Source organism: Megasphaera sp. (assembly GCF_047831605.1).
GTDB lineage: Bacteria > Bacillota > Negativicutes > Veillonellales > Megasphaeraceae > Megasphaera > Megasphaera intestinihominis.
Genome location: NZ_CP181255.1, coordinates 1213245 through 1237813, shown reverse-complemented (window position 1 = coordinate 1237813; position 24569 = coordinate 1213245). Strand labels below are relative to the sequence as shown.

Sequence of the window (24569 nt, the reverse complement as noted above, 5' to 3'; positions counted from 1 at the left end):
TTCAGTGGCGATAGCTGCGGGGATCCACCTGTTCCCATGCCGAACACAGCAGTTAAGCCCGCAAACGCCGAAAGTACTTGGGGGGAGGCCCCCTGGGAGGATAGGAAGCCGCTGATTAAGAAAAAGGGGCTGTCGCATTAAGCCATTTCGGCTTTGTGCGACAGCTCTCTTTTTTTATTCTATTTCATCGTTCTATTCTCTTTTTTTAGCTAAACGTAAAAAAGGTACACGAAACAGACCGGCCATCCAGTCGGCAAAAAACGTGTGCCTTTGCTATGTATATGGTTATTCAAGCACTCTTTTTCACTTTTTTTAAGGAATAAAGGTATGTCCCGAAATTGCCGGATTGCAGCTTGTGATGTAAGGTCAAGACATTGTGGGCCATTGCCAGTATGATGCTGGTTGCCAGGGCGTTCTCCGTTCCATGGCTCAAAAAACGCCGGAACGACAGATTCGCCTTGATGTCGGAAAAAGCGCCTTCAGACTGGATGGAACGGTTCATTCGAAGCATCTTCCCTGTAGGAGAACTGATGTGAGCTTCCATTTCGGCCCGTTGGGCTTGGAACCTTTTAGAAAGTTCTAATTGCTTCGTCCTTTTTTCCAACGGCTTCTTGCTGCGATTGCCATGAATGCATCCTTTCTTATAGGGACAGTCCGAACAATCCTCACAGACATAATGGCTTTTGCGTATTTTAAATCCCGTGCTGGTTGTTTCGGTCTTTTTCCCAACACAGGTCAGCTTACGGTGATTGTGGCAATAAAAGACATCATTTTTCGCATCATAGTCCATATTCTGGAATTTGCCAATATCTTTTTTGAAACGGCGTTTTTTCCGCTGCTCATGGTCGGACGGTTTGATGTAAGCATCATACCCCTGTTCGGCGAGCTTCGTGTAATTTTCTTCGCTTTCATAGCCGGAATCTGCAATGATACGGGTATACTGGAAAGGGAAATGCTTGCGAAAATCTTCGAGGAAAGGCAGCAGGGTGGTACAATCTGAAGTCTGCGGTCCGACAGTGACCCAGGTAACGAATCCAGCGTCCACGCTATATTGTACATTATATGCAGGCTTGACCTGGCCGTTTTTCATGGCGTCTTCTTTCAGATGCATGAAGGTGGCATCGATATCGGTCTTGGCATAGCTGTTCCGGTCCCCGCAGTAATGAAGCTGGACGGCGTACTCTTTTGTCTTATGCAGGAAATCCTTGGCTTTTTCAATGGCCTTTTGCAATGGCGTCTTACGATGGCCTTTGCCATGGACGAAAACGATGTGTCCTTCTCGTTGAAGCCGTTTTAATTTCCCCAACAGCCGCCGTAAATGGTACCGATGGACAGCGTGTGTATGGAGCACTTGGATGCCAAAGAGTTCCTGGGTCTTAAGAATAAAGCCCGGAATTTTTGCTAATACTTTGGCCTGCCGTTTCGTGACACTCTTCTTCCAGACAAAAGTGTATTTATTGGCAACAGATTCGATTTTTGTCCCATCGATGAACAAATTCTTCAGCGATAAGGCCCCGGCCTGAGCCAAGACGGCATCCATGTCGGCAAACAAGGTCCGGCTGCATGCCGCCATATGATGAGAACGGAAACGGGCGATAGTCGCATGATCGGGAACGGGTTTCCCTTCCAGCAGATATTGAAAATTCAAATCTCTCCGGCAAGCCGATTCAATACGACGGGAACTGAAAATCTGGTTCATGCTGGCATAAATAACGATGGCCAGTAACTGGCGTGGTGAAGCCTGATTTTTCTCGATACGAGAATACGTCTGGTACAGCGGTGATAAATCCATCCTTTCTATGAGCAGCTTCACTAACCGCACGGGATCGTCATCCGGAATCTGAAATGAAATATTCAAGGGAAGTGATAGTTGATAAGGCGCTTCCCATATTGTATAATTGACATGCGTATTTAGTGTCGTCATAACTCTATTTTACGCGCAATCCCGGGCTTTTTACAGTCCGGGATTTGTTTTTTTCAGATTTTTTTGTTCAGCCCTAATGGATACGGCTGCCTGGCCCCTGGCGGGTGACATTGCGGGAACGACCTCGGTCCGGCGCGGTCCGGGTAGGCCGTGCCGGATGCCGTGCGTGCTATTTGCGTCCGGCGTGCTGCTTTGTTTGAGCGCAGCGAGTTTCAGCACGCCAGCAAATGGCACTCTCGGCAAGAGGAGTGGAGCACGCGAACCAGCTAGGGGCCAGGTGGCCGATGCCAACCTCTTCAGAAGAATCCCTCAGACCGCCGTTGGCGGCCAGCTCCCCTTCACAGGGGAGCCTTTTGGCGCTCCTGCGCCTGATTTCCAGAGTCTATTGCGGCAAAGCCGCTTCTGAGTCCGAGCAAACCGTCCACGAAGAACGACCATAAAGCTATGATGTTTTTGCATACATAAAAAGAGCCTGTGCACGATTACGTGCGACAGGCCCTTTTTTGTTGTTAGCCGTCAGCAGTTAGCAGCTAGCAAGGGCGCCCACGTGGGGCGCCCGTTCGGAATAATGGGGGTACCCATCATACATGACAAGCGATGTGGGACGAGGCGGCTTCCTATCCGACCAGGGTTCCCTGGGATAAGCAGGGAACCGGTTTTGAAGGAGCTCTGCGACGCGCAAAACCGTGTGAGTCGCTTATGCCGAATCTCGTGACCTGATGGAGTGAAAGTATGCGGTCAGACAGAGATACCCTGGATTCGGCAGGAGATGTGGGACAACCGCTAGTGCTTTTTTTGTTGTTCGTTGTTAGTGGCTCGTGGCTTGTTTTTGCGGCCTTATGGCCGCATCGTAGGGGCCGATCTTTAACCTCTCAGACCGCCTTTGGCGGTCAGCTCCCCTATAAAGGGAGTCTTGGGCGGCCCGCTGTGATATTTGACCACAGCCTATTCAAAATGATGGTGAGCTTTTACGAGCCACGAACCACGAACAACGAGCCACGGCTTTTTTTATAGTGATATACATAACAGGTCCATGAGGCATGGTTTTGCGAACTGCGACCGGGGAATAGTATATTTTTTTCACATAACGGATTGACTTTTCTTATTGTGAAATATATAATGGATACAAAGAATAAAAGCAAGGACAAAGATGTCTTACGAGTACACACTCTGCCCTTGCTCTTTTTTTACTCTTTGTCAAATTTAAACGAAAGGATGGATGGTTATGCTTTCACGGACCTTGTTGGGAATGAGATGGGGCGACTTATCGGAAGATACGCGCCAGATGTTATTGGACCGCGCCGATATCGACGGTTTTAATGGCGCTGATGGAGACCGTTATAGTCGAGGGACGCTCCATTTCCGCAATACGCTCATGGGAATCCAGGCCTCAGTGGAAACAGACCGTTTTTCCGGTGATATGGGAAACAACGGCATTTTCATTGATGATGATGCTGTCATTTCCCGCATCTAACAATCATTTGAATAAGAACACCTTGCATAAGCCGATAATGATAAAGGCTGCAATGATGATGACACTAATAACCCGAGTCTTAGTAAAGATTTTCGGGTTATTTTGTATATTTTTGGGCGGGACTGGCGGTGGTACTTCCTGTTTAGTGCCGCAAATCGGGCACATGAGGACGCCGTCGCGCAGTTCCGTACCACATTTGGGACAAATCATAAGCTCAACTCCTGTTCTTCTTTTATGTATACTATAGAAGGCTGTACCCGCTGTGTCAAGAAGTTATCTTTTTGTGAGGAAAATATACATATAAAACCTTGTGTATTTGGCGAAAATAGCATACAATTTTATTTATCTGCTGTTTTTTATTACCAGAGAAAAGGAGATACAGCCTTGAAGAAAAAAATTGGCTTGAGTTCCCAAATTTTGATCGGCCTGGCCCTTGGTGCCCTGGTCGGTTATTTGTTCCCCGATTTCGGCGATAAGCTGAAACCCTTCGGTGATGCCTTCCTGCGCATGATCAAGATGATTGTCGTGCCCCTTATTTTCAGTACCCTGGTCATGGGTATTGCCGGTACGGGCGATTTTAAAAAGCTCGGCCGCTTAGGCGGCAAGGCCATCATTTGGTTCGAGTTCGCTACGACCATCGCCCTGGCCATCGGCCTGTTGTTCATGAATATTGCAGAACCCGGTGTGGGCGTCACTTTATCGGCTTCGGCAGCGAATGCTTCCAATGCCGCAGCTGCCAGCCAGCACAGTGTCGACCTCGTCGACTATGCCGTCCACATCATCCCGACCAACATCGTCGATGCCATGGCCCGGCAGGATATGCTGCAGATCATCTTTTTTGCCTGCTTCTTTGGCGTCGCCGTCGCCCATATCGGCGGCAAAGGTGAAACCATTGTCGATATCTGCCAGAGCGTGGCTGAAGCCATGTTCAAAGTAACGGGCTATGTCATGCACTTTGCGCCTATCGGTGTCTTTGCCATGATTGCCTATACCGTCGGTAGCTATGGCATTGCCATGCTCATCCCCTTGGGCAAGCTCATCTTGTCCGTCGCCGGTGCTACGGCGCTGTTCATCTGTGTCGTCGCCCTCATTGCCAGCCTTTTTACGGGCATCAATTTCTTCCACGTCATCCGGGCCTTGAAGGACATCCTCTTCCTGGCTTTCTCGACGGCCAGCAGTGAAGCCGCCCTGCCCGGCGCCATGAAGCGCCTGGAAGAATTGGGCGTTCCCAAGACGATTGTCACCTTTGTCATGCCGACGGGTTATTCCTTCAACCTCGACGGCTCGACGCTGTACAGTTCAGCCGGTATCTTGTTCATTGCCCAGCTCTACGGTATCCAGATGCCCATTGAGCAGCAGCTACTGGTCATGGTCACGCTCATGCTGTCGACCAAGGGCATTGCCGGTGTTCCCGGTGCGGGCATCATCGTCGTCGCTGCGACGGCAGCGGCCTTCAATCTGCCTACAGAAGGCGTCGCCATCCTCCTGGGCATCGACCGCCTCCTCGACATGATCCGCACGATCTGCAACGTCTGTGGCAACTGCATGGCTACGGTCGTCGTCGCCTGCTGGGAAAAGGAATTGAACAAGGCCACGTTCAATGAAAAGTACCGCGCTTTTTTGGGCGGAAAAAATAGGTGAGTATTCGCCAAAGTAGACTAAATCTGTTATAATAATAGGGTAAATAAGTGCTCCGTAAGGATTGCCTGACGGAAAACTTCATCTATGAAGCAACCGTGCTCCTCTGCAAAGACTTGACTGCGCAGATGAGGCGAAAGCACAATTATCCGAAGGGACTGTCGCACGGAGGCTTCTGCCATCATGCGTGGTCCCTTTTGATTATAGTTTGTAGATGAGGGCTTTCAATTCAAAGACCTTCACTAAAAACTACAAACTGGAAACTTAAAACTCAAAAAGGGGCGTCGCACGTGCGACAGCCCCTTTTTTCTTTAGGAGGTACGAATATGGAAACGAGAGTCGCTTTAATCGGTATTATCGTAGGGAATCGCCAGGAATCGACTAAATTAAATGAGATCCTGCATGAATATGGCCAGTATGTCGTCGGCCGCATGGGGGTCCCTTATAAGGATAAGGATATCAACGTCATCAGCCTCATCGTCGATGCGCCGCAAGACGTCATCAGCGCTTTGTCGGGGAAATTAGGGATGCTCCCGGAAGTCAGCACCAAGACGATTTACCCGCCTATGCCGCAGTAGGAGGCGCGTATGCTGAAAATTGCGATTTACGGCAAAGGCGGCATCGGGAAATCGACGATGACCAGTAATCTGGCCGCTGCCTTCGCCTATTTAGGCAAGAAAGTCATCCAGATCGGCTGTGACCCTAAGGCCGATTCGACGTTCAATCTGCTCGGCGGCCATCCCGTCCAGCCGGTCATGAATTATCTGCGGGAACACGACGAAGATCCAGAATCCATCGAGGATATTTCCCGCATCGGCTATGGCGGTGTCCTCTGTATCGAAACGGGCGGTCCTACGCCGGGCCTGGGCTGTGCCGGCCGGGGCATTATCGCCACTTTTTCTCTGTTGGAAGATTTAGGCCTCTTTGAAAAATATGAGCCCGACGTCGTCCTGTACGATGTCCTGGGCGACGTCGTCTGCGGCGGCTTTGCAGCGCCTATCCGCGAAGGCTATGCGGAACAGGTCCTCATCGTCACATCGGGCGAAAAAATGGCTCTCTACGCAGCCAACAACATCAATACGGCTGTGGCCAATTTTGCCGACCGCAGCTATGCCAAGGTCCGGGGTGTCCTCCTCAACCGCCGCAACGTCCCCGACGAAGAAGCGAAGGTCCGGGCCTTTGCCGAAAAGGCTCACCTTTCCATCGTCGGCGACATTCCCCGCAGCGACGACATCAACCGCTATGAAGATCTGGGCCAGACCGTCATCGAAGGCGATCCGGACCTGCCTATCAGCCATATCTTCCTCGATTTGGCCCAAAAATTATTACAAGACAAGGAATGATTATGACAGAACGAAAACCTTATGCTATCACCGTGCAGGACCTGGTGACGCGCGGCCGCGATGATATCCCGGCTGAACTCGTCACGTCGACGCACCTCATCTATAATTCTCCGGCTGCCCTGGCCTTCAACTCGCCTGGGGCCCAGGGCTTCGGCGTCAAACGGGCAGGCCTGTCCATTCCCGGATCGGTCATGCTCCTGGTCGGACCGGGCTGCTGTGGCCGCAATACGACGATCCTCAGCGAAATGGGCGGGTACAGCGACCGTTTCTTCTTCTATATCATGGATGAAACGGACATCGTCACGGGCCGCCATCTGAAGAAAATCCCCCAGGCCGTCTGTGAAGTCGTCGACAGCCTAGCTGAAAAGCCGTCAGTCGTCATGATCTGCATGACCTGTGTCGACGCCCTTCTGGGGACCGATATGGAACGGGTCTGCCGCAAAGCCGAAAAGGAAGCGGGCCTGCCCGTCGTGCCCTGCTACATGTACGCTCTGACCCGGGAAGGCCGCAAGCCGCCGATGGTCGACGTCCGCCGGGCCATTTATTCGCTGCTGGAAAAACAGCCGCGCCGCCGCCGGACGGTCAATCTCCTGGGCTATTTCGCGCCCTTGCAGGACGATTGCGAGTTGTACGACATCCTGAGAGGCGTCGGCTTTAATCAGATCAATGAGATTTCCCGCTGTCCCGACTTTGCCGCCTATAAGGCCATGTCCCAGGCCAACGTCAACATCATCCTCAATCCGGAAGCGCGCCTGGCTGCCCAGGATATGGAAAAGCGCCTGGGTATTCCCAGCATCGAACTGACCCGTCTCTACCAGGTCGCCCAGATCCACAAACAGTATCAGGCCCTGGCTCAGGTACTGGGGACGACCATCGATGACAGTGCCTGGCATGAACGGGCCCAGGCCGTCGTTCGGGCTGTGCGGGAAAAATGCAGCGGCACGACCGTGGCCATCGGCGAGATGCAGAACGGCAACGCCTTTGAAATGGCCCTGGCCCTGACCCGCTACGGTTTCGTCATCCGCGAAATCTACGCCAACCTGGGGCCGGACGATTTCGTCTACCTGCGCCACCTGGCCCAGCTGAGCCCGGATACGCAGGTATACTCCAATTTGTCGCCGTCCATGCTCTATTACCGGGGACAGGACCATCCTGTCGACGTCACCATCGGCAAAGATGCCGCATATTATCATGAACAGGCCGCCCATCTCTCGTGGGATGAAGATATCCAGCCCTTCGGTTATGCCGGAGTCATTTCGCTGTTACAGCGGCTGGAGCAGGCCTTGTTGGAAAGGAAACATCCATGAAAGGTTTATGGAAATATATTTCACCCTTTGCACCGGACGACTCCGGCGCGGCGGCCGTCCTCTACGGACTGAACGGCATCGTCGTCATTTGCGATGCCGGCGGCTGTGCCGGCAACATCTGCGGTTTTGATGAACCGCGCTGGTTCAGTGGGAAAAAGAGTGCCGTCTTCAGTGCCGGCCTGCGCGATATGGACGCCATCCTCGGCCGCGACGACCGCCTGGTCGATAAACTCTGCCAGGCTGCCGAAACGATTGATGCCGACTTTGCCGCCATCGTCGGGACGCCGGTCCCGTCGGTCATCGGCACGGACTATAAGGCCTTGAAGCACATGGCTGAAAAGAAGCTGTCCATCCCAGTCGTCACAGTCGATACGACGGGCATGGATTACTACGACAAGGGCATCGAAAAGGCCTACGACGCCTTATTCCCGGTCCTGGCCGACTCGTCGCAGCAGGCCGAAGCCGATACAGTCGGCGTCCTCGGCGCTGTTCCCCTGGAACTGATGCACCCTGGCGATATCGAATGGATCAGCCAGTCCCTGGTCGAAGACGGCTGGCAGCAGATTCTCTTGTTCGATGAAATCGACGATTACCGCAAGGCCGGCAAGGCCTCCCTCAATCTGGTCCTTTCGCCGGCCGGCCTGAAGGCCGCTCAATATCTGCAGAAGACCTTCGGGACACCTTATGAGCTCCATTACTTCGGCCTCGATGCCGTCGTCGATTTTGACGACAATCTCTTTTCTGGCAAGAACGTCCTCATCATCCATCAGGCTGTCGCTGCCTCGGCTATGGCCGCCATGGCCGAAGAAGCCGGTGCCGCTTACGTGACGACGGCTTCGTGGTTCATGGGGCTCCCTGAGCCGCAGGGGACGGACTGCGTCCGGCTCCGTGAAGAAGACGACCTGCGCCGCCTGGCCGACAACGACCAGTTCGACATCATCCTCGGCGATGCCTATTTCCGCCGGGCCCTGCCGAACTTCCATGGCCAATACGTTGATTTTCCGCATTTTGCCGTGTCCGGGAGGGGATAAGATGCATACGGAACGGATTTGTGTCTTTGGCATCGTCCAGGGCGTCGGCTTCCGGCCCTTTGTCAGCCGCATCGCGGCGGCTCATGCCATTCACGGGACGGTCTGCAATAAGGGCTCTTATGTGGAAATCCTGGCCCAAGGTTCCCCGGCGGCCCTGATGGCCTTCCACGATGATTTGGAAAGCAAGGCGCCTGAACGGTCGGCTATCCTGAAAGTCGTCACGACGACGGAAGACCGGCCGCCGTACGAGAATTTTTCCATCGTCGAGAGCGCCAGGGAAAAAGGCGATATCTTCGTGTCGCCGGACATTGCTATCTGCGATGCCTGCAAAGCGGAGCTCTTCGATAAGACCAACCGCCGCTATCTCCACCCCTTCATCAACTGCACGGCCTGTGGCCCGCGGCTGACCATCCTCGATGCCATGCCTTACGACCGCGAACGGACGAGTATGGGCGAGTTCCCCATGTGTCCCCAGTGCGAATATGAATATACCCACGCCGAAACGCGGCGTTACGATGCCCAGCCGGTCTGCTGCAACGACTGCGGTCCGGAAGTCTATCTCCTGGACCGGCCCGAACGGCGCCGTCAGGCCATCATTGCGGCCAGACAGGCGATTATTGATGGAAAAATCATCGCCGTCAAGGGCATCGGCGGCTTCCACCTCTGCTGTGATGCCCGCAATGAACAGGCTGTCCAGACCCTGCGTCAGCGCAAGCGGCGGCCTGTAAAGCCTTTTGCCGTCATGATGAAGGACCTCGACGCCGTGCGCCGGCAGTGCATCATTCCCGACGGGGCGGAAAACGTCCTCGACGGCCATCAGAAGCCGATTATCTTACTGCCCAAGAAAGGCAGTCAGACCCTGGCGCCGTCCATTGCGCCGGGCAATCCGTCTGTCGGCGTCATGCTGCCCTATACGCCGCTCCATCTGCTGCTCTTTACTTATGACGACGGCCTCGCCGTACCGGATGCACTGGTCATGACCAGCGCCAATGAGTCCGGTGCGCCTATCTGTCACGATGACGACGAAGCGCGGCAGGAACTGTCCGGCCTCTGCGACCTCATCCTGAGCCACAACCGCCGCATTCGCCTGCGGGCTGATGATTCGGTCATGGACTGGTATGACGGCAAGCCCTATATGATACGCCGCTCTCGGGGCTATGCGCCGCTGCCTTTCTTTTATGGAAAGGGAAGCGGCAAGGATGTCCTGGCTATCGGTGGGGAATTGAAGAACTGTTTCTGCATCGGCCGCAATCACCTGTTCTATCCTTCGCCGTACATCGGCGACATGGCCGATATACGGACTGTCGAAGCCTTGCGCCAGTCCATCCGGCGCATGACGACGCTCCTCGAAGCCAAGCCGTCTGTCGTCGCCTGCGACCTGCACCCGCGCTATAACACGACGGCCGTAGCCCATGAACTGGGCCTGCCCGTCGTCGCCGTCCAGCATCACTATGCCCATATCATGTCCTGCATGGCTGAAAACGACTGGGAAGAACCGGTCATCGGCATCGCCTTTGACGGTACCGGCTACGGGACAGACGGGACGATTTGGGGCGGCGAAGTCCTGGTCAGTGACGTCCATGGCTTTCAGCGGTCTGCGTCAATCCAGCCTTTCTGGCAGCGCGGCGGCGACGCATCGGCCCGCGAGGGCTGGCGCATTGCCGTCAGCCTCATCGACAGCTTGCAGAAGGACCGGAGCCAGGCGGCGTCCATGATCGAAGCCCTGCACCTTTGCAGTGAAGCCGAACGGCAGGCCCAGTTCTTCCTGGCTGACCAGCAGATCAACAGCGTCTTGTCGACCAGTGCCGGCCGCCTCTTCGACGGCATCAGCGCTATCTTGGGGATTTGCCGGGCTTCGACCTTTGAAGGCCAGGCGTCGATGGCCCTCCAGTTTGCCGCTGAGGCCTGGGAAAAAGACCGTCCCGCACCGGATGTGACGCCCATGGCGCCCATCCATGGCCAAGAGCGGCTGCTCCTGCCGACGGGTGTCCTGGTCCGGCAGATACTGGAAGGCCGCCTGGCCGGAGAAGCGGCCGGCTGCCTGGCCTATGCATTTCATCGGGGCCTGGCCGCCATGATTGCCGGGGCCTGCCTGGCCGTGCAGGAAGAAACGGGACTGCACGCCGTGGCCCTGAGCGGCGGCGTCTTCCAGAACCGCCTGCTCCTGCGCCTTTGCGACCAGACCCTGCAGCACCTGGGCTTCACCGTCCTCAAGCACAGCACGGTCCCGCCCAACGACGGCGGCATCGCCTTAGGACAGGCCGTTTACGCCGCGTATGCGTAGGGGCGCCCACGTGGGGCGCCCGTCTGGAACGATGGTGATGACGTTATGCATGTCTTTGTAGGGCCGCAGGCCGCAGTTCGCAAGGCTCCCCTGATAGGGGAGCTGGCCGCCGCAGGCGGTCTGAGAGGTTGCCCGTTGTTCGATGAACGAAATTAATTGATTATACATAAAGGAGGAATTATCATGTGTGTAGGGTTACCGGCACGTGTTATGAAAATACAGAATGGAATGGCTCTCGTCGATGCTTCCGGTGCTAAACGGGAAGTATCGGCAGCTCTTATCGACGAACTCGATCCTGGCGATTACGTCATGGTCCACGCCGGCATGGCTATCGCCAAGATTACCGATAATGATGCCGACGAAACAGACGATATCCTGGAGGACCTGAACTGATGGCAGAAGCAAAGAAGCGGACGGCCCTGGATATTATCCGCAGTTATGACGGGCCGAAAATCCGCATTATGGAAGTATGCGGGACCCATACGCATGAAATCTTCCGCCAGGGCATCCGCCAGATCCTGCCGCCCCAGGTCGACGTCATCTCCGGGCCGGGCTGCCCGGTCTGCGTCACGCCTGTCGGTTATATCGACCAGGCCATCTGGCTGGCCCTGGAAAAAGGCGTTACGATCTGCACCTTTGGCGACCTCGTGCGCGTACCGGGCAGTACGATGAGCCTGGCCGATGCCCGCAGTCAGGGAGGTCATGTGGAAATCGTCTATTCGCCCCTCGACGCCTATGATTATGCCAAGGCGCATCCGGACGAAGACGTCGTCTTCCTGTCTGTCGGCTTTGAAACGACGACACCGCCGTCGTGCCTGGCTGTCAAGCAGGCCGTCGCCGACGGGATGACGAATTTTTCCCTGCTCACGGCTAACAAGACCATGCCTATGGCCTATGAAGCCATGAAGGACAGCGCCGACGCTTTCCTCTATCCCGGCCACGTCGACGCCGTCATGGGGACCCGCTCTGGCGAAGCCATGCTGAAAGAAGGCGTATCCGGCGTCGTCGCCGGCTTTACGGCCAAAGAACTGCTCACGGCCTTTGCCGTCATCCTGGTCAAATTCCCTCAGGGGAAGCCCTTCTTCAAGAACTGCTATCCCCGTGTCGTCAAGGCTGAAGGCAGCCCGGCCGCTCAGGCCCTGATAAAAGAAGTCATGGAACCGTGCGATTCGGAATGGCGCGGCTTAGGCGTCATCCCCCAGTCGGGCCTGCAGCTGCGGCCTGCCTTTGCAGTCTGTGACGCCCGCAAGAAATACGGCGTGCCGGCTATGGAAGGGCGCGCCAATCCGGCCTGCCGTTGCGGCGATATCCTGCAGGGGAAATGCACGCCGCCCCAGTGCCCGCTCTTTGGCAAGGTCTGCACGCCGGAACATCCCGTAGGGGCCTGCATGGTTTCCCACGAAGGGGCCTGCTCGGCTTATTATTTATATGGAGGCAATTTACATGAGTGATGTCATTACCTTAGCCCACGGCGCCGGCGGCAAACAGACTGCCGAACTCATCGACCGTGTCTTTAAAGCTCATTTTTCCAATCCCCAGTTCACCGGGGACGACGCCGCTGTCCTGCCCATCGGCGGGACTAACCTGGCTTTTACGACAGACGGCTTCATCGTCTCGCCGCCGGAATTTCCTGGCGGCAATATCGGCAAACTGAGCATCTGCGGGACCGTCAACGACCTGTCCTGCATGGGTGCCAAGCCCTTATATCTGTCGTGTGCCTTCGTCATCGAAGAAGGCTTCCCCCTGGCTAAAGTCGAAGAATATGCGGCGGCTATGGCCAAGACGGCGGCTGAAGCCGGTGTGCGCATCGTCGCCGGCGATACGAAAGTAGCCGGGAAAGGCCAGGTCGACCACCTGTTCATTACGACGACGGGTATCGGCCAGATCGTAGACGGCGTCCATACGTCGGGGACCCTGGCCCGTCCCGGCGATGCTGTCATCGTCAGCGGCGACGTCGGCCGCCATGGCTGCACGATCCTCCTGGCCCGCAACCAGTTCGGCATCGATGCCGATGTGACCAGCGACTGCGCGCCTTTATGGGGGACTGTCGAAGCCATGCTGGATACGACCAAGGACATCCACGTCATCCGTGATGCGACCCGCGGCGGTGTCGGTACGGTCCTCTATGAAATCGCCGGCCAGAGCCACGTCGGCATCCACTTGGACAGCCAGGCCATCCCGGTCGACCCGGCCGTCCGCGGCGTCTGCGGCATGCTCGGCCTGGAACCGCTTTACCTGGCCTGCGAAGGCCGGCTGGTCATCTTTGCGCCCAAAGCCGTAGCCGGCGATATTGTCGCCACCCTGCGCCAGGGCAAATATTCGAAAGATGCGGCCATCATCGGCGAAGTTACAGCCGACCAGCCCGGCCGGGTCATCATGCGTACGGAAATCGGCGCGGAAACGCTGCTGCCGCCGCCAGGCGGTGAACTGCTGCCGCGCATCTGCTAAGGAGGAGGGAGAGCATGATTTACGAAAATGAAATTCATCCACCCCAGGTGCCGCGGTATCACGTCACACCAGACGGCGCCGAAGTCGCCATCAGCCAGGCGTCGTTTCCCAAACCTTTCCACATCGGCCTGAAATATGCTTCGCCAGCCCGGGGCCATTGGACCATTGCCCATTCGCCCATGCTCATCCCTGGCTGCCACGAAGTCTACGTTTGCTGCGCCTGCTGCCTTCACGGCGTCGTCTTGTCGGCTGATGAAGTCCCGGACGGGGCCGGCCGCTTCTCTACCGTCACCTTGACGAACGAGAACCTGATAAAGGGCAACCTGGAAGAAATGATGATCGACGGCATTTCCCATATCATCGACGATATGCCCGAGCGGCCGAAGTGCATCGAAGGCTTTACCAGCTGTATGCAGCACTTCCTCAATATCGACCTGCGCGTCGTCTACGGGACGCTGCGCCAGAAATATCCCGACATCGATTTCATCGACGGCTATATGATTCCGACCCTGCAGCGGCGCTATACGCCGGACATCCTCGGCCGGCGCCAGCTCGTGCGGGCTGTCCAGCCCCTGCCGAAACAGAAGGCCGTCAATTATGTCGTCAATTACTATCCCGTCGACGAAGACAATGAATTGACGGCTATGCTCCGCCAGGGAGGCTATGCTATCCACGATTTCGCTGCCTGCCAGACTTATGAAGAATATAAGGCCATGGGTGAATCGGTGGCCAACATTTACTTCCTGGAAAATGCCGGTCCGGCAGCTCAGGATATGGGCAAGCGCCTGGACCAGCAGGCCCTGTACCTGCCCTATGCCTATGAGTACGGCCGGATGCGCCGCAACCTGCAAAAGGCGGCGGATGCCCTGGGCCTGACCATGCCCGATTGCGACGCCTATGAACAGGCTATCGAAGAAAAAGTCCAAACCCTGCGGGAACAAGTCGGTGATACGCACATCGCCATCGACTATACGGCGACGCCGCGGCCCTTGGAACTGGCTGCGTTCCTCTTGACCCACGGTTTCAACGTCTACGCCATTTATCTCGACGAAATGTCGCCTGATGAAAAGGAAACGTTCCAGTTCCTGCGGGAACAGTATCCGGACCTGTCCCTGCGTTCGACGTCGCATTTCAAGCGCCGCCTCCTGCCGCGTGACGACAGTAAGAAGTACGGGAAAGTCCTGGCCATCGGCCAGATGGCGGCCTATTTCACGGATACGAAGTATTTCGTCAATCTCGTTGAAAACGGCGGTTTCTATGGCTATACGGGCCTGTTGAAGATTTTAGATTTGATCGGCCAGGCCAATGCCGCCGAAAATCCCAAGATGCGGGATATCATTCAAATAAAAGCATGGGGGTGTCATGGTTGAAACAAGCACAACGCGTCTTATCGACGTATGCCGTCGACATGTTCGGCATTGCATCGTCGCTCTTTGAATTAGGCGGCCTCATCGTCATGCACGATGCTGACGGCTGTAATTCGACATACGATACGCACGATGAACCGCGGTGGTACGATACGCCGAGCATGGTCTACGTATCGGGCATCAATGAAATCGATACCATCCAGGGCAATGACCAGCGCCTCATCGACAATATCGCCGAAGCCGTAGAAGCGGCCCATCCCCGCTTTGTCGCCATCGGCGGCAGTCCCATGCCGAATGCCATCGGCACGGACTTCAAGGCCATCGAGCGCCTGGTAGCGGCCCGGACGGGCCTGCCGACGCTGGGCTTCCGGACCGACGGTATCCACAGTTACCTGCCCGGTGCCGGCGGCGCCTATATCTGGCTGGCCAAGACCTTTTTGAAGGCGCCTCATCGCAAGCCGCAGAAACCGGCGAAACGGGTCAATCTCCTGGGCCTGACGCCGCTGGACTTTTCCGTCGTCGGCAATGCGACGACGCTCAAGCAAATCGTCACCGATGCCGGCTTTACCCTGCAGAGTTCGTGGTCCATGGGCGATACCCTGGACACGTTGGCCGAAGCGGCCAATGCCGACGTCAACGCTGTCCTGTCGTCGACGGCCTTCTACCTGGCCCAGTACATGCGCGATACCTACGGCATCCCTTATGTCGTCGGCATCCCCATGGGTGAAAAGGGGACGGCTGACTGGCTGGAAGCCTTGCGGAACTGCGATTCGTCGTATCTCACAGGCTTTACGGGACAGGAAAAGTACATCAAAGCCCAGTATGCCCTGGCCGACCTCAACGCCTGGAAGACGGAGCCGGTCTACGCCGATACGCCCTGTGACGTCCTGGTCATCGGCGAACCGGTCTACCTCTTGTCGATGAAGGCTATGCTCCAGCAGGAAATGGGCATTTCCGACGTCCGCATGCTCTGCCCCCTTGCCGATGCGCCGCGGTGGCTCCTGGAACAGGTCGAAGTGGCCAGCGTCGAAGATGTCATCCGTCAGGAATGCCGCAAAGCCCGCCGGGTCATTGCCGACCCGATTTACGCCCGGCTGCTGCCGGATGAAAAAGAAAAATTCATTTCCATGCCCCATGAAGCCTATTCGGGACGGCATTATCACGCCGATATGCCCATCTTCGTCGGGCCGTCCTTTTCGGCATGGCTGAAAAATAAATTGACGTGAGGAGGAAGTCTTATGAGAAAATTTGCAATTTATGGGAAAGGCGGCATCGGCAAGTCGACGACGGCAGCCAACGTGTCGGCCGCCCTGGCCATGATGGGGAAAAAAGTCGTCCAAGTCGGCTGTGACCCTAAGGCCGATTCGACGCTGAACCTCCTGCACGGCCATCCCGTCACGCCGGTCATGGACTACTATCGGGAACATACAGAAGGACCGGATTTCGACCATATCGGCCGGGAAGGCTTCGGCGGCGTCTTCTGCATCGAAACGGGCGGCCCTACGCCGGGCCTGGGCTGTGCCGGCCGGGGCATCATCGCCACTTTCGACCTCATGGACGAACAGGAAGTCTTCCAGAAGCTCCAGCCTGACGTCGTCTTATATGACGTCTTGGGCGACGTCGTCTGCGGCGGCTTCTCTGCGCCCATCCGCGATGGCTATGCCGATGAAATCTTCATCGTCACGTCCGGCGAAAAGATGGCCCTCTACGCAGCGGCTAATATCATCAAGGCCGTCGAAAACTTCAAGAGCCGCGGCTATGCCCAGGTCAAGGGCATCATCCTCAACCGGCGCAATGTCGATGATGAATACGAACTGGTCAAGGCCTTTGCCGATGAACACGGCCTGCCCATCGTAGCCGATATTCCCAGAAGCAAGGAAATCCAGTATTATGAAAATAAAGGCATGACCGTCGTCGAAGGCGACCCGGACCTGCCGGTCAGCCAGATTTATCGGGAGTTAGCTCAAAAGCTGCTCCAGGTTTAGGAAAGGAGCGATATCTATGGGGATGAATGATACGCCGTCAGGCGAACGGGTCCATATCGGCTTCTTTGGCCGCCGCAATGCCGGCAAATCGAGCGTCGTCAACGCCGTGACCGGCCAGGACCTGTCCATCGTGTCGGCGACGAAAGGGACGACGACGGACCCGGTCTACAAGGCCATGGAACTCCTGCCCTTAGGGCCAGTCGTCATCATCGATACGCCGGGTTTCGACGACGTCGGCGCCCTGGGTGAAGAACGGGTGCGGCGGACAAAACAGGTCCTCAACAAGACGGATATAGCCGTCGTCATCATCGACGTTGCCGAAGGGCGGTCGCCGGCTGACGACGAAGTCCTGGCTCTCATCCGGGACAAGAACCTGCCTTACCTCATCGTCTATAATAAGGCGGACCTGCTGGACCAGCCCTTCAAGGCGCAGGACCATGAAATCTACGTCAGCGCCTTGAAGGGAGAAGGCATCCACGAACTCAAAGAGCGCCTGGCCCGCCTGAAGCCCGTCGAAACGGCATCGCCTATCGTGAGCGACCTCATCCAGGGCGGCGATTTCGTCGTCCTCGTCGTCCCCATCGATACGGCAGCGCCGAAAGGGCGCCTCATCCTGCCGCAGCAGCAGACAATCCGGGAAATCATCGACAACGACAGCGCCGCCATCGTCGTCAAGGAATATGAACTGCGCCATACGCTGGAATGTCTGGGCCAGAAACCGGCCCTGGTCATTACGGACAGTCAGGTCTTTGCCAAAGTGTCGGCCGATACGCCTATGGACGTGCGCCTGACGTCGTTCTCCATCCTCATGGCCCGGCACAAGGGCTTGTTGGAAACGGCCGTCCGCGGCGTCACGGCCCTGGAAAAGCTGCAAGACGGCGACACGGTCCTCATTGCCGAAGGTTGTACCCATCATCGCCAGTGCGACGACATCGGCACGGTCAAGATTCCCCGCTGGCTTCGTAATTATACGCATAAGGATATCCGCATCGAAACGGCCAGCGGCCGCGATTTCCCCGACGATTTATCGGGCTATGCCCTGGTCATCCACTGCGGCGGTTGTATGCTCAACGGGCGGGAAGTCCAGTACCGCATGAAATGCGCTGCCGACCAGCAGGTGCCGATTACCAATTACGGCATCGCCATCGCCTATATGCAGGGCATCTTGAAACGCAGCCTCAGCGTCTTCCCGTATTTGCAGTCGCTGGTGTAAAATAGTTTGTAGTTTGTAGGGGCGATTACTTTGGGAGGGATTCGGATGGAACACACGCGTATCGAACGCGATGTACTAGGTGAAGTGGATTTGCCGGAAAATGCGATGTACGGTATCAACACGGCCAGGGCTTTGGAAAATTTCCCCTTAGGCCACAAGCGGACGGCTATGCCGCTCATCTATGCCATGGTGACGGTCAAGAAGGCCGCCGCCCTGACTTACGCCCGCCTGGGTGTGCGCGAAGACGGGATTTACCAGGCCATTGCCGCTGCCTGTGATGCCATCCTGGCCGGTCAGTACGACGACGCTTTTGTGACCGAGGCCCTGCAGGGCGGCGCCGGTACGTCGACGAACATGAACGTCAACGAAGTCATCGCCAACGCCGCCTTGGTCATATTGGGGAAAAAGCCGGGCCAATACGACGTCATCCATCCCCTGGATGACGTCAACCGCGGCCAGTCGACGAACGACGTCTATCCGACGGCCCTGCGCATTGCCGCCATCCGCCAGCTGCGGGAGCTGAGCAAGGCCTGTGCCGACTTGCAGGAAGCCTTCCAGCACAAAGAACAGGCCTATGAGAAGACATATAAACTGGGCCGGACAGAGCTCATGGATGCCGTCCCCATGACGGCAGGCGAAGAGTTCGGCGCCTATGCCCAGGCCCTGTCCCGTGACCGCTGGCGCCTCTATAAAATCGAGGAACGCCTGCGCATGGTCAACCTCGGCGGCACGGCTATCGGCACGGCCGATACGGCGTCGCGGCAGTACCGCTACGAAGTCATCGAACAGCTGCGCCAGCTGACGGGCATCGGCCTGGCCGCGGCAGAATATCCCGTCGACCTGACCCAGAACAACGACGTCTTCGTCGAAGTGTCGGGCCTACTCAAGGCCTTGGCCGTCAATCTCATGAAAATCGCCAACGACTTGCGCCTCATGAATTCCGGCCCTCATGGCGGCATCGGCGAAATCCGCCTGCCTGCCCGTCAGCAGGGCAGTTCCATCATGCCGGGCAAGGTCAATCCGGTCATCCCGGAAATGGTCATGCAGTGCGCCATGAAAGTCATGGCTGACGACAGCGCCATTGCCATGGCCGCCGCTCACGGCGAATTTGAACTCAATGCCTTTGAACCGCTCATCGCCGACTGCCTGCTGGAAAGCCTGCAGCTCCTCATCCGGTCAGTGCGCATCTTCCAGACGGCCTGTGTCGAAGGACTGGAAGTCCGGGAAGACTCGTGCCGGCAGCACCTCCAGGCTTCGGCTGCCTTTGGCGCAGCCTATATCGGGGCCCTGGGATATGATACGGTGAGCCGCATCATCAAAGACCACGAACCGGACGAAGCCCATCGTATCTTAGAGGCTATGGTGAAAAAATAATTCTTTACGTGAAAGAGGCGTGTCATGTCGAACTTATCGTTGAAACTCGAACAGAAAGCGAAAATATTGCAGGTCCAGCGCCTGACCATCCATATGCTGGCCCTCCACGCCCAGGATCTGGCCGATTTTTTGCAGGAACAGGTGACGGACAATCCCTTGCTGGATATCCGCTATCACGATGTCCGGCCGGCCGGCGATAAGGGGGATAAGGCCATCGACAATCTCCGCAGCCGCAGTGATTCCCTGGAAGCCCGGCTCATGGCCCAGCTCCGCGTCCAGTCCCTGCCCAGGCCGCAGCTGATGGCGGCAGGCCTGGTCATCGGCTCCCTCGACGATAAGGGCTTTTTCCAGGGCGACCTGGCTTCCCTGGGCACGGCTTATCATCTCACTCCGGAAGACATGAAAAAAGGGCTGGAACTCGTCCAGTCCTTTGACCCGCCGGGCATTGCCGCCAGGAATCTGCGCGAAGCCCTGCTCATCCAGACCCGGCGCAGCCGCAAGGCCCCTGCCAAGACGGAAGCCCTGCTGGCGCAGCATTATGAAGACTTCCTCCAGGGGAAATGGCAGAAAATCCAGGCTTCCCTGGCCCTGTCTGAAGCGGGCCTGCAGGCTATCCGCGATTTCCTCAAGACCCTGTCCCTCCAGCCGGCCGGCCAGATTACCCAGGAAGAAGTCTATATCCGGCCGGACGTGGAGATTTATTGCGACGAGAAAGGCCAGCTGGCCCTGCGCTCGTTGGAAGAGATACCGGATGTCTATTTTCGCGATGACTTGTATGACCAGTACGCCGCCCAGGGCGACAAGGAGACCCTGGTCTATATCCGCAAAGCCCGCCGTGATTTCAATGACCTGGCCTCGGCCCTGGCCTATCGCCATCATTCCATCGAACAAGTCGTGACCTGCCTGATGAGCCACCAGAAAGACTATTTCTTGTACCATAAGCCCTTGCAGCCCTTGCGGCAGAAAGACATCGCCGAGGAGACGAAACTCAGCACGGCTACGGTCAGCCGCGTCTGCCGCCACCGCTACGTCCTCTTTGAAGGCCAGGTATATCCACTGCAGTCCTTTTTGGCTACGGCCTATGCCGTCGATAAAGAAGATGGGGCCAGCGTATCCGATAAAGCTATCATGCGGAAAATCGCGGATCTCGTCGAAAGCGAAGATAAGGACCACCCCTATTCGGACCAGGACTTGGCCGAATATTTTGCCTCCGCCCAGATTTCCGTAGCCCGACGGACGGTGACCAAGTTCCGGCAAAAATTGAACATCCCCAACAGCCGCATCCGGCGCCGCTGGAGGCCGTAAAGGCTAAGGCCTCATCTTATTGAAAATCGTCTGCCGCGATACGTTGAGCAATTTGGCTATATCCTTCTGGCTATAGCCTTTTTCTTGCAGTTCTTCAATGAGAATCTGCTGGATCGTCTTTTCCAGGCTCTTCATGTTCAGCTGGAGGGACGCCGTATCCAGCAGGGCGTTCTTTTGGGCCTCGTCCGGGATATCGAATAAGGTATCGTAGTCATCGTCCAGAGTATCGCCAAAAATATAATAGCGCAAGGCGACGCTGTGCAGCTCGCGGATATTGCCCCACCAGTCATGCTGGATGAGGGCTTTTTTTAATGACGCCTTGAGGGGCTGCCGGCGATGGGTGAAATTTTCCAGGAAGTAAGCGAAGAGGTAGAGGATGTCGTCAGGCCGTTCGTTCAGCGGCGGCAGGCTCAGGCGCAGGGTGTTGATGCGGAAGAACAGGTCGCGCCGGAAGCTGCCGGCCTGGACAGCGGCGATGATGTCGGCATTGCTGGCCGAGATGATGCGGATATCCAGGGGGATGACGTAGTCCGAACCGAGGCGCATGACCTGCTTCGTTTCCAGGACGCGCAGGAGCTTCGACTGGATGCTCGGCGCCATGCTGTTGATTTCATCGAGGAATATCGTCCCGTTGTGGGCCATTTCAAAGAGGCCGGCCTTGCCTTCTTTGCGGGCGCCCGTAAAGGACCCGCCAACATAGCCGAAGAGCTCGCTTTCCAGGAGGTCTGTCGGCAGGGCGGCGCAGTTGATGGCCACGAAAGGACCGTGACGGCGGTCGCTGGCATTGTGGATGCTCTGGGCAAAGAGTTCCTTCCCCGTGCCGCTCTCGCCCTGGATGAGGATGGGCGCGTTGTACCGGGCCATGACTTCGGCCTGGCGGATGACGTGCTTCATGCCTTCGTCGACGGTCTTGATGTCCTCGAAATGGTGCGTCGCCGTCAGTCCCGTCTTGGAGAGTTTGTAGCGGATATTCTTTTCCAGGCGCTGCAGTTCCGTCACGTCGCGGATAGTCAGGATGTATTGGGACCTACTGTCCATGAGGAAAAAGTCAGAATTGGCGATGAGCGTATACGGCGGCCGCTGGAGAATCGTCTCGTGGAAAGATGGGCTCGACCCTTCGGTCCAGTCGGGAAAGATGTCGCGCATGTTCTTCGTCGTCACCGGAATCCCCAGGAAGGACGCAGCCCGTTCATTGATGTGGGAAATGGCGCCGCCCTTGGCATAGAGGATGATGCCGTCTGTGACGTGGGATAAGATGGACGACATCATGGACAGCTGCTTATTGTCCTTCCTTTGAAAGACCAGGAGCTCCTGGGCGTAGAGCAGGACGGAGAGCATCGTCGATTCGCTGGGCCTGATGGAATAAATCGGCATGGGACTGGGATAGGCAATCTGGGGCAGCAGGGGACAGCCGACGATGGCCGTATCCGGCGTGACCGGAAGCTGACGGACCCGCGCTAACAGCTCTAAGTGCGTCTTATCCAGGCTGTAGCGGGGATAGAAGACGATTTTTTTGCGAAGCTCTTCCGGACAGGCATCTTTGTTGAACATGAAGTTCTCATTGAGCAGCAAGTGGATCTGCTTGTATTTCGGAGCAATAGAGCGCAGTGTATATAAGGCGTCGTTGGTCGAACTGAAAAGGCAGAGAATCGGCACGTTGTCGATGGCCTTGGTCAGTATCTGGTGGGAACCGCTGTTGGTGATGATGACTTTGGCGCCCTGGCGTATCAGGCCGCGGGCCTGGTCGATGAGATGGGGGAAGTCGATGATCGTGACTGTCGTCGTGATGTCATGGGCTTCCAGTTTATCTTTATAAATGTGCAGTATCGTATAGACAGACTGCTGCATCAACTCGTCAGCAATCAAAAAAGCGATGGTATCCATTTTCTTTCCTCCTCCGTTTCTCTTTCCATCATAAAGAAATACGAAATAAATGTAAAGAAGGTAAAAAGTATTTTACCTAATGAGCCTATCGTCGAAGGCCCTCTTCGGGAAAATGGCTTATATACCTCATGGAATGAATTGGCATGGATATTACATATAGATTAGTGAATAGATAATGAACCGATCGAACGATGGAGGAGGTATGGAGTATGAAAAAGTTATTGACCGGTGATGAAGCCATCGCCAGAGGCTTGTATGAAGCCGGCGTGTCCTTTGCTTCGGCTTATCCGGGAACACCGAGTACGGAAATTTTGGAAAATGTCGCGAAATATGATGATATGTATGCCGAATGGGCACCAAATGAAAAAGTGGCCATGGAAGCGGCCATCGGCGCCTCTATGTCCGGCGTCCGCTCTTTTGCAGCCATGAAGATGGTCGGCGTCAACGTCGCAGCCGACCCGCTGTTCACCTTTGCTTATTTAGGCATCAACGGCGGCTTTGCCTTCGTTTCAGCTGACGACCCGGGGATGCATTCATCCCAGAATGAACAGGATAACCGCAATTATGCCAAGTTTGCCAAAATCGCCATGTTCGAGCCGTCGGATTCGCAGGAATGTATCGACATGACCAAAGAAGCCTATAAAGTCAGCGAAACCTATGGCGTCCCGGTCATGATACGCATGACGACCCGCGTCTGCCATTCCAAGAGTCTCGTCGAAGAACAGGACCGCCAGGAAGTGCCGCCTGTCCTCTATCAGAAACAGCGGGAAAAAATGGATGCCGTACCGGCCATTTCCAAGAAACGCCGCTATGTCGTCGAAGAACGGGAAGAAAAATTGAAGGGTTATTCCGAAATCTGTCCCTTCAATGAAGTAGAGATGCATGATACGAAAATCGGCATCGTCGCCGCTGGGGCAGCCTATATGTATGCCAAAGAAGTCTTGGGCGACCAGGCTTCATATCTGAAGCTGGGCTTTACCTATCCCCTGCCGATGCAGAAAATCAAAGCTTTTGCCGATAAGGTCGACGAACTCTACGTCATCGAAGAACTGGATCCCTTCATGGAAGAACAGATACGCCAGGCCGGGATTCCCTGCCACGGCAAGGATGTCATCCCAAAAATCGATGAGCTGAACCCCAATATCGTATCGGCCGGTGTCCTCAAGAAACAGCAGCACGGTGTGGACGTCCCCGATTCCTGTTTCGTTCCCAGACCGCCTGCTCTCTGTGCCGGCTGTCCGCACCGCGGTTTCTTCTATGAACTGGGCAAGCGGAAAGATACGGTCATGATCGGCGACATCGGCTGCTATGCCTTAGGCGGGTCGGCGCCGCTCAACGCCAAGGACCTGGCCGTCTGTATGGGCAGTGCTTTCTCCGTTGCTCACGGCTTCAGCCATGGCCTCCAGCTCGGTGATCAGAAGAAGCGGGTTGTCGCCTGCATGGGCGATTCGACGTTCTTCCATACGGGCATCAACTCCCTGACCGAAGTGGCCTACAACGGTTCCAATGCCATCTGCGTCATCCTGGACAACCGCATTACCGGCATGACCGGCCATCAGGACAACCCCGGGACGGGTTACAATATCAAAGGCGAACCGGCGACACTCATCGACGTCGAAGCCGTCGTCAAAGCTTTGGGCATCAAGCACGTCCGCACCGTCAATCCCCTGGACCTGAAGGCCATGAAAGAGACGCTGGACTGGGCCTTTGCCATCGAAGAGGAACCGTCGGTCATCATCACCAAATGGCCCTGCGTCCTCAAGAAGTTCTCGAAAGAAGATAAAGCCCAGTTCAACCTCGACAAGACGCCGTGCGTCGTCGATAGGGATACATGCATTGGCTGTAAGAAATGCCTTTCTACTGGCTGCCCGGCCCTGCGTTATGACAGTGAAAGTAAGAAATCCAGTATTGCCCAGTCTGACTGCATCGGCTGTACGGTCTGTATGCAGGTCTGCCCGGTTCAGGCCATTTCCAGAAAGGGGGATAAATAAT

General features: G+C 56.1%; 20 protein-coding genes and 1 rRNA gene. 18 read left to right on the top strand and 3 right to left on the bottom strand.

Going from position 1 to position 24569, the window contains the following annotated elements; all coding sequences use genetic code 11:
- Positions 1-117: ribosomal RNA gene (rrf, locus tag ACFWUB_RS05930) — 5S ribosomal RNA — on the top strand.
- A 172-nt stretch (positions 118-289) separates the two neighbouring features.
- Here rrf and ACFWUB_RS05925 read toward each other — a convergent pair.
- Positions 290-1924, bottom strand: coding sequence for an IS1182 family transposase (locus ACFWUB_RS05925; protein WP_292282715.1), 1635 nt, complete (start codon positions 1922-1924; stop codon positions 290-292).
- A 1249-nt stretch (positions 1925-3173) separates the two neighbouring features.
- Between ACFWUB_RS05925 and ACFWUB_RS05920 the strand changes: the two genes are divergently transcribed.
- The gene (locus ACFWUB_RS05920) at positions 3174-3398 is read left to right on the top strand and encodes a hypothetical protein (protein ID WP_226885428.1); all 225 of its coding nucleotides are present in this window, start codon (positions 3174-3176) and stop codon (positions 3396-3398) included.
- A gap of 3 nt (positions 3399-3401) precedes the next feature.
- On the opposite strand, the gene ACFWUB_RS05915 is transcribed toward ACFWUB_RS05920, so the two are convergent.
- A complete protein-coding gene (locus ACFWUB_RS05915) occupies positions 3402-3608 on the bottom strand; it encodes a zinc-ribbon domain-containing protein (protein ID WP_020311925.1) in 207 nt (68 codons plus the stop codon).
- A 174-nt stretch (positions 3609-3782) separates the two neighbouring features.
- Here ACFWUB_RS05915 and ACFWUB_RS05910 point away from each other — a divergent pair, with 174 nt between their 5' ends.
- From ACFWUB_RS05910 to rpoN, 15 genes are all read left to right on the top strand, one after another.
- Positions 3783-5039 carry a dicarboxylate/amino acid:cation symporter gene (locus ACFWUB_RS05910; RefSeq protein ID WP_020311924.1) on the top strand — a complete coding sequence of 419 codons (1257 nt, stop codon included), beginning with the start codon at positions 3783-3785 and terminating at the stop codon, positions 5037-5039.
- Positions 5040-5362: 323 nt separating this feature from the next.
- Positions 5363-5614, top strand: a complete 252-nt coding sequence (locus tag ACFWUB_RS05905) for a TM1266 family iron-only hydrogenase system putative regulator (protein WP_020310431.1) — start codon at positions 5363-5365, stop codon at positions 5612-5614.
- Between the two features lie 9 nt (positions 5615-5623).
- Positions 5624-6379: an AAA family ATPase gene (locus ACFWUB_RS05900; protein WP_416183641.1), complete on the top strand. Its 756-nt coding sequence runs from the start codon at positions 5624-5626 to the stop codon at positions 6377-6379.
- 2 nt (positions 6380-6381) lie between these two features.
- Entirely contained in the window at positions 6382-7686 is a 1305-nt protein-coding gene (locus ACFWUB_RS05895; RefSeq protein WP_036201012.1) for a nitrogenase component 1, read from the top strand.
- Positions 7683-8717 (top strand): nitrogenase component 1, encoded by a 1035-nt coding sequence (locus ACFWUB_RS05890; protein ID WP_020310434.1) that lies wholly within the window; start codon positions 7683-7685, stop codon positions 8715-8717. The genes ACFWUB_RS05895 and ACFWUB_RS05890 overlap by 4 nt, the downstream gene beginning before the upstream one ends.
- A gap of 1 nt (position 8718) precedes the next feature.
- Positions 8719-11001 carry a carbamoyltransferase HypF gene (gene hypF / locus ACFWUB_RS05885; RefSeq protein WP_416183640.1) on the top strand — a complete coding sequence of 761 codons (2283 nt, stop codon included), beginning with the start codon at positions 8719-8721 and terminating at the stop codon, positions 10999-11001.
- 183 nt (positions 11002-11184) lie between these two features.
- The gene (locus ACFWUB_RS05880) at positions 11185-11394 is read left to right on the top strand and encodes a HypC/HybG/HupF family hydrogenase formation chaperone (protein WP_020310435.1); all 210 of its coding nucleotides are present in this window, start codon (positions 11185-11187) and stop codon (positions 11392-11394) included.
- The gene (hypD, locus tag ACFWUB_RS05875; RefSeq protein ID WP_020310436.1) at positions 11394-12452 is read left to right on the top strand and encodes a hydrogenase formation protein HypD; all 1059 of its coding nucleotides are present in this window, start codon (positions 11394-11396) and stop codon (positions 12450-12452) included. The genes ACFWUB_RS05880 and hypD overlap by 1 nt, the downstream gene beginning before the upstream one ends.
- Positions 12445-13449, top strand: coding sequence for a hydrogenase expression/formation protein HypE (gene hypE / locus ACFWUB_RS05870; RefSeq protein ID WP_020310437.1), 1005 nt, complete (start codon positions 12445-12447; stop codon positions 13447-13449). The genes hypD and hypE overlap by 8 nt, the downstream gene beginning before the upstream one ends.
- A gap of 14 nt (positions 13450-13463) precedes the next feature.
- Complete coding sequence (locus ACFWUB_RS05865; RefSeq protein ID WP_349173198.1) at positions 13464-14819, top strand: nitrogenase component 1; 1356 nt, start codon at positions 13464-13466, stop codon at positions 14817-14819.
- Complete coding sequence (locus tag ACFWUB_RS05860; RefSeq protein ID WP_020310439.1) at positions 14816-16042, top strand: nitrogenase component 1; 1227 nt, start codon at positions 14816-14818, stop codon at positions 16040-16042. Before ACFWUB_RS05865 ends, ACFWUB_RS05860 begins: the two co-directional genes overlap by 4 nt.
- Positions 16043-16054: 12 nt before the next feature.
- Entirely contained in the window at positions 16055-16801 is a 747-nt protein-coding gene (locus ACFWUB_RS05855; RefSeq protein WP_292298225.1) for a nitrogenase iron protein NifH, read from the top strand.
- A gap of 16 nt (positions 16802-16817) precedes the next feature.
- Positions 16818-18014, top strand: coding sequence for a [FeFe] hydrogenase H-cluster maturation GTPase HydF (gene hydF, locus ACFWUB_RS05850; RefSeq protein ID WP_416183639.1), 1197 nt, complete (start codon positions 16818-16820; stop codon positions 18012-18014).
- A 45-nt stretch (positions 18015-18059) separates the two neighbouring features.
- Entirely contained in the window at positions 18060-19388 is a 1329-nt protein-coding gene (locus ACFWUB_RS05845) for an aspartate ammonia-lyase (protein ID WP_292108427.1), read from the top strand.
- A 24-nt stretch (positions 19389-19412) separates the two neighbouring features.
- Positions 19413-20693, top strand: coding sequence for an RNA polymerase factor sigma-54 (rpoN, locus tag ACFWUB_RS05840; protein ID WP_416183638.1), 1281 nt, complete (start codon positions 19413-19415; stop codon positions 20691-20693).
- Positions 20694-20696: 3 nt separating this feature from the next.
- Here the strand turns inward: rpoN and ACFWUB_RS05835 are convergent, their stop codons facing one another.
- Positions 20697-22577, bottom strand: a complete 1881-nt coding sequence (locus tag ACFWUB_RS05835; protein ID WP_020723995.1) for a sigma-54 interaction domain-containing protein — start codon at positions 22575-22577, stop codon at positions 20697-20699.
- A gap of 209 nt (positions 22578-22786) precedes the next feature.
- Between ACFWUB_RS05835 and iorA the strand changes: the two genes are divergently transcribed.
- A complete protein-coding gene (iorA, locus tag ACFWUB_RS05830; protein ID WP_416183637.1) occupies positions 22787-24568 on the top strand; it encodes an indolepyruvate ferredoxin oxidoreductase subunit alpha in 1782 nt (593 codons plus the stop codon).
- Position 24569 lies beyond the last annotated feature (1 nt).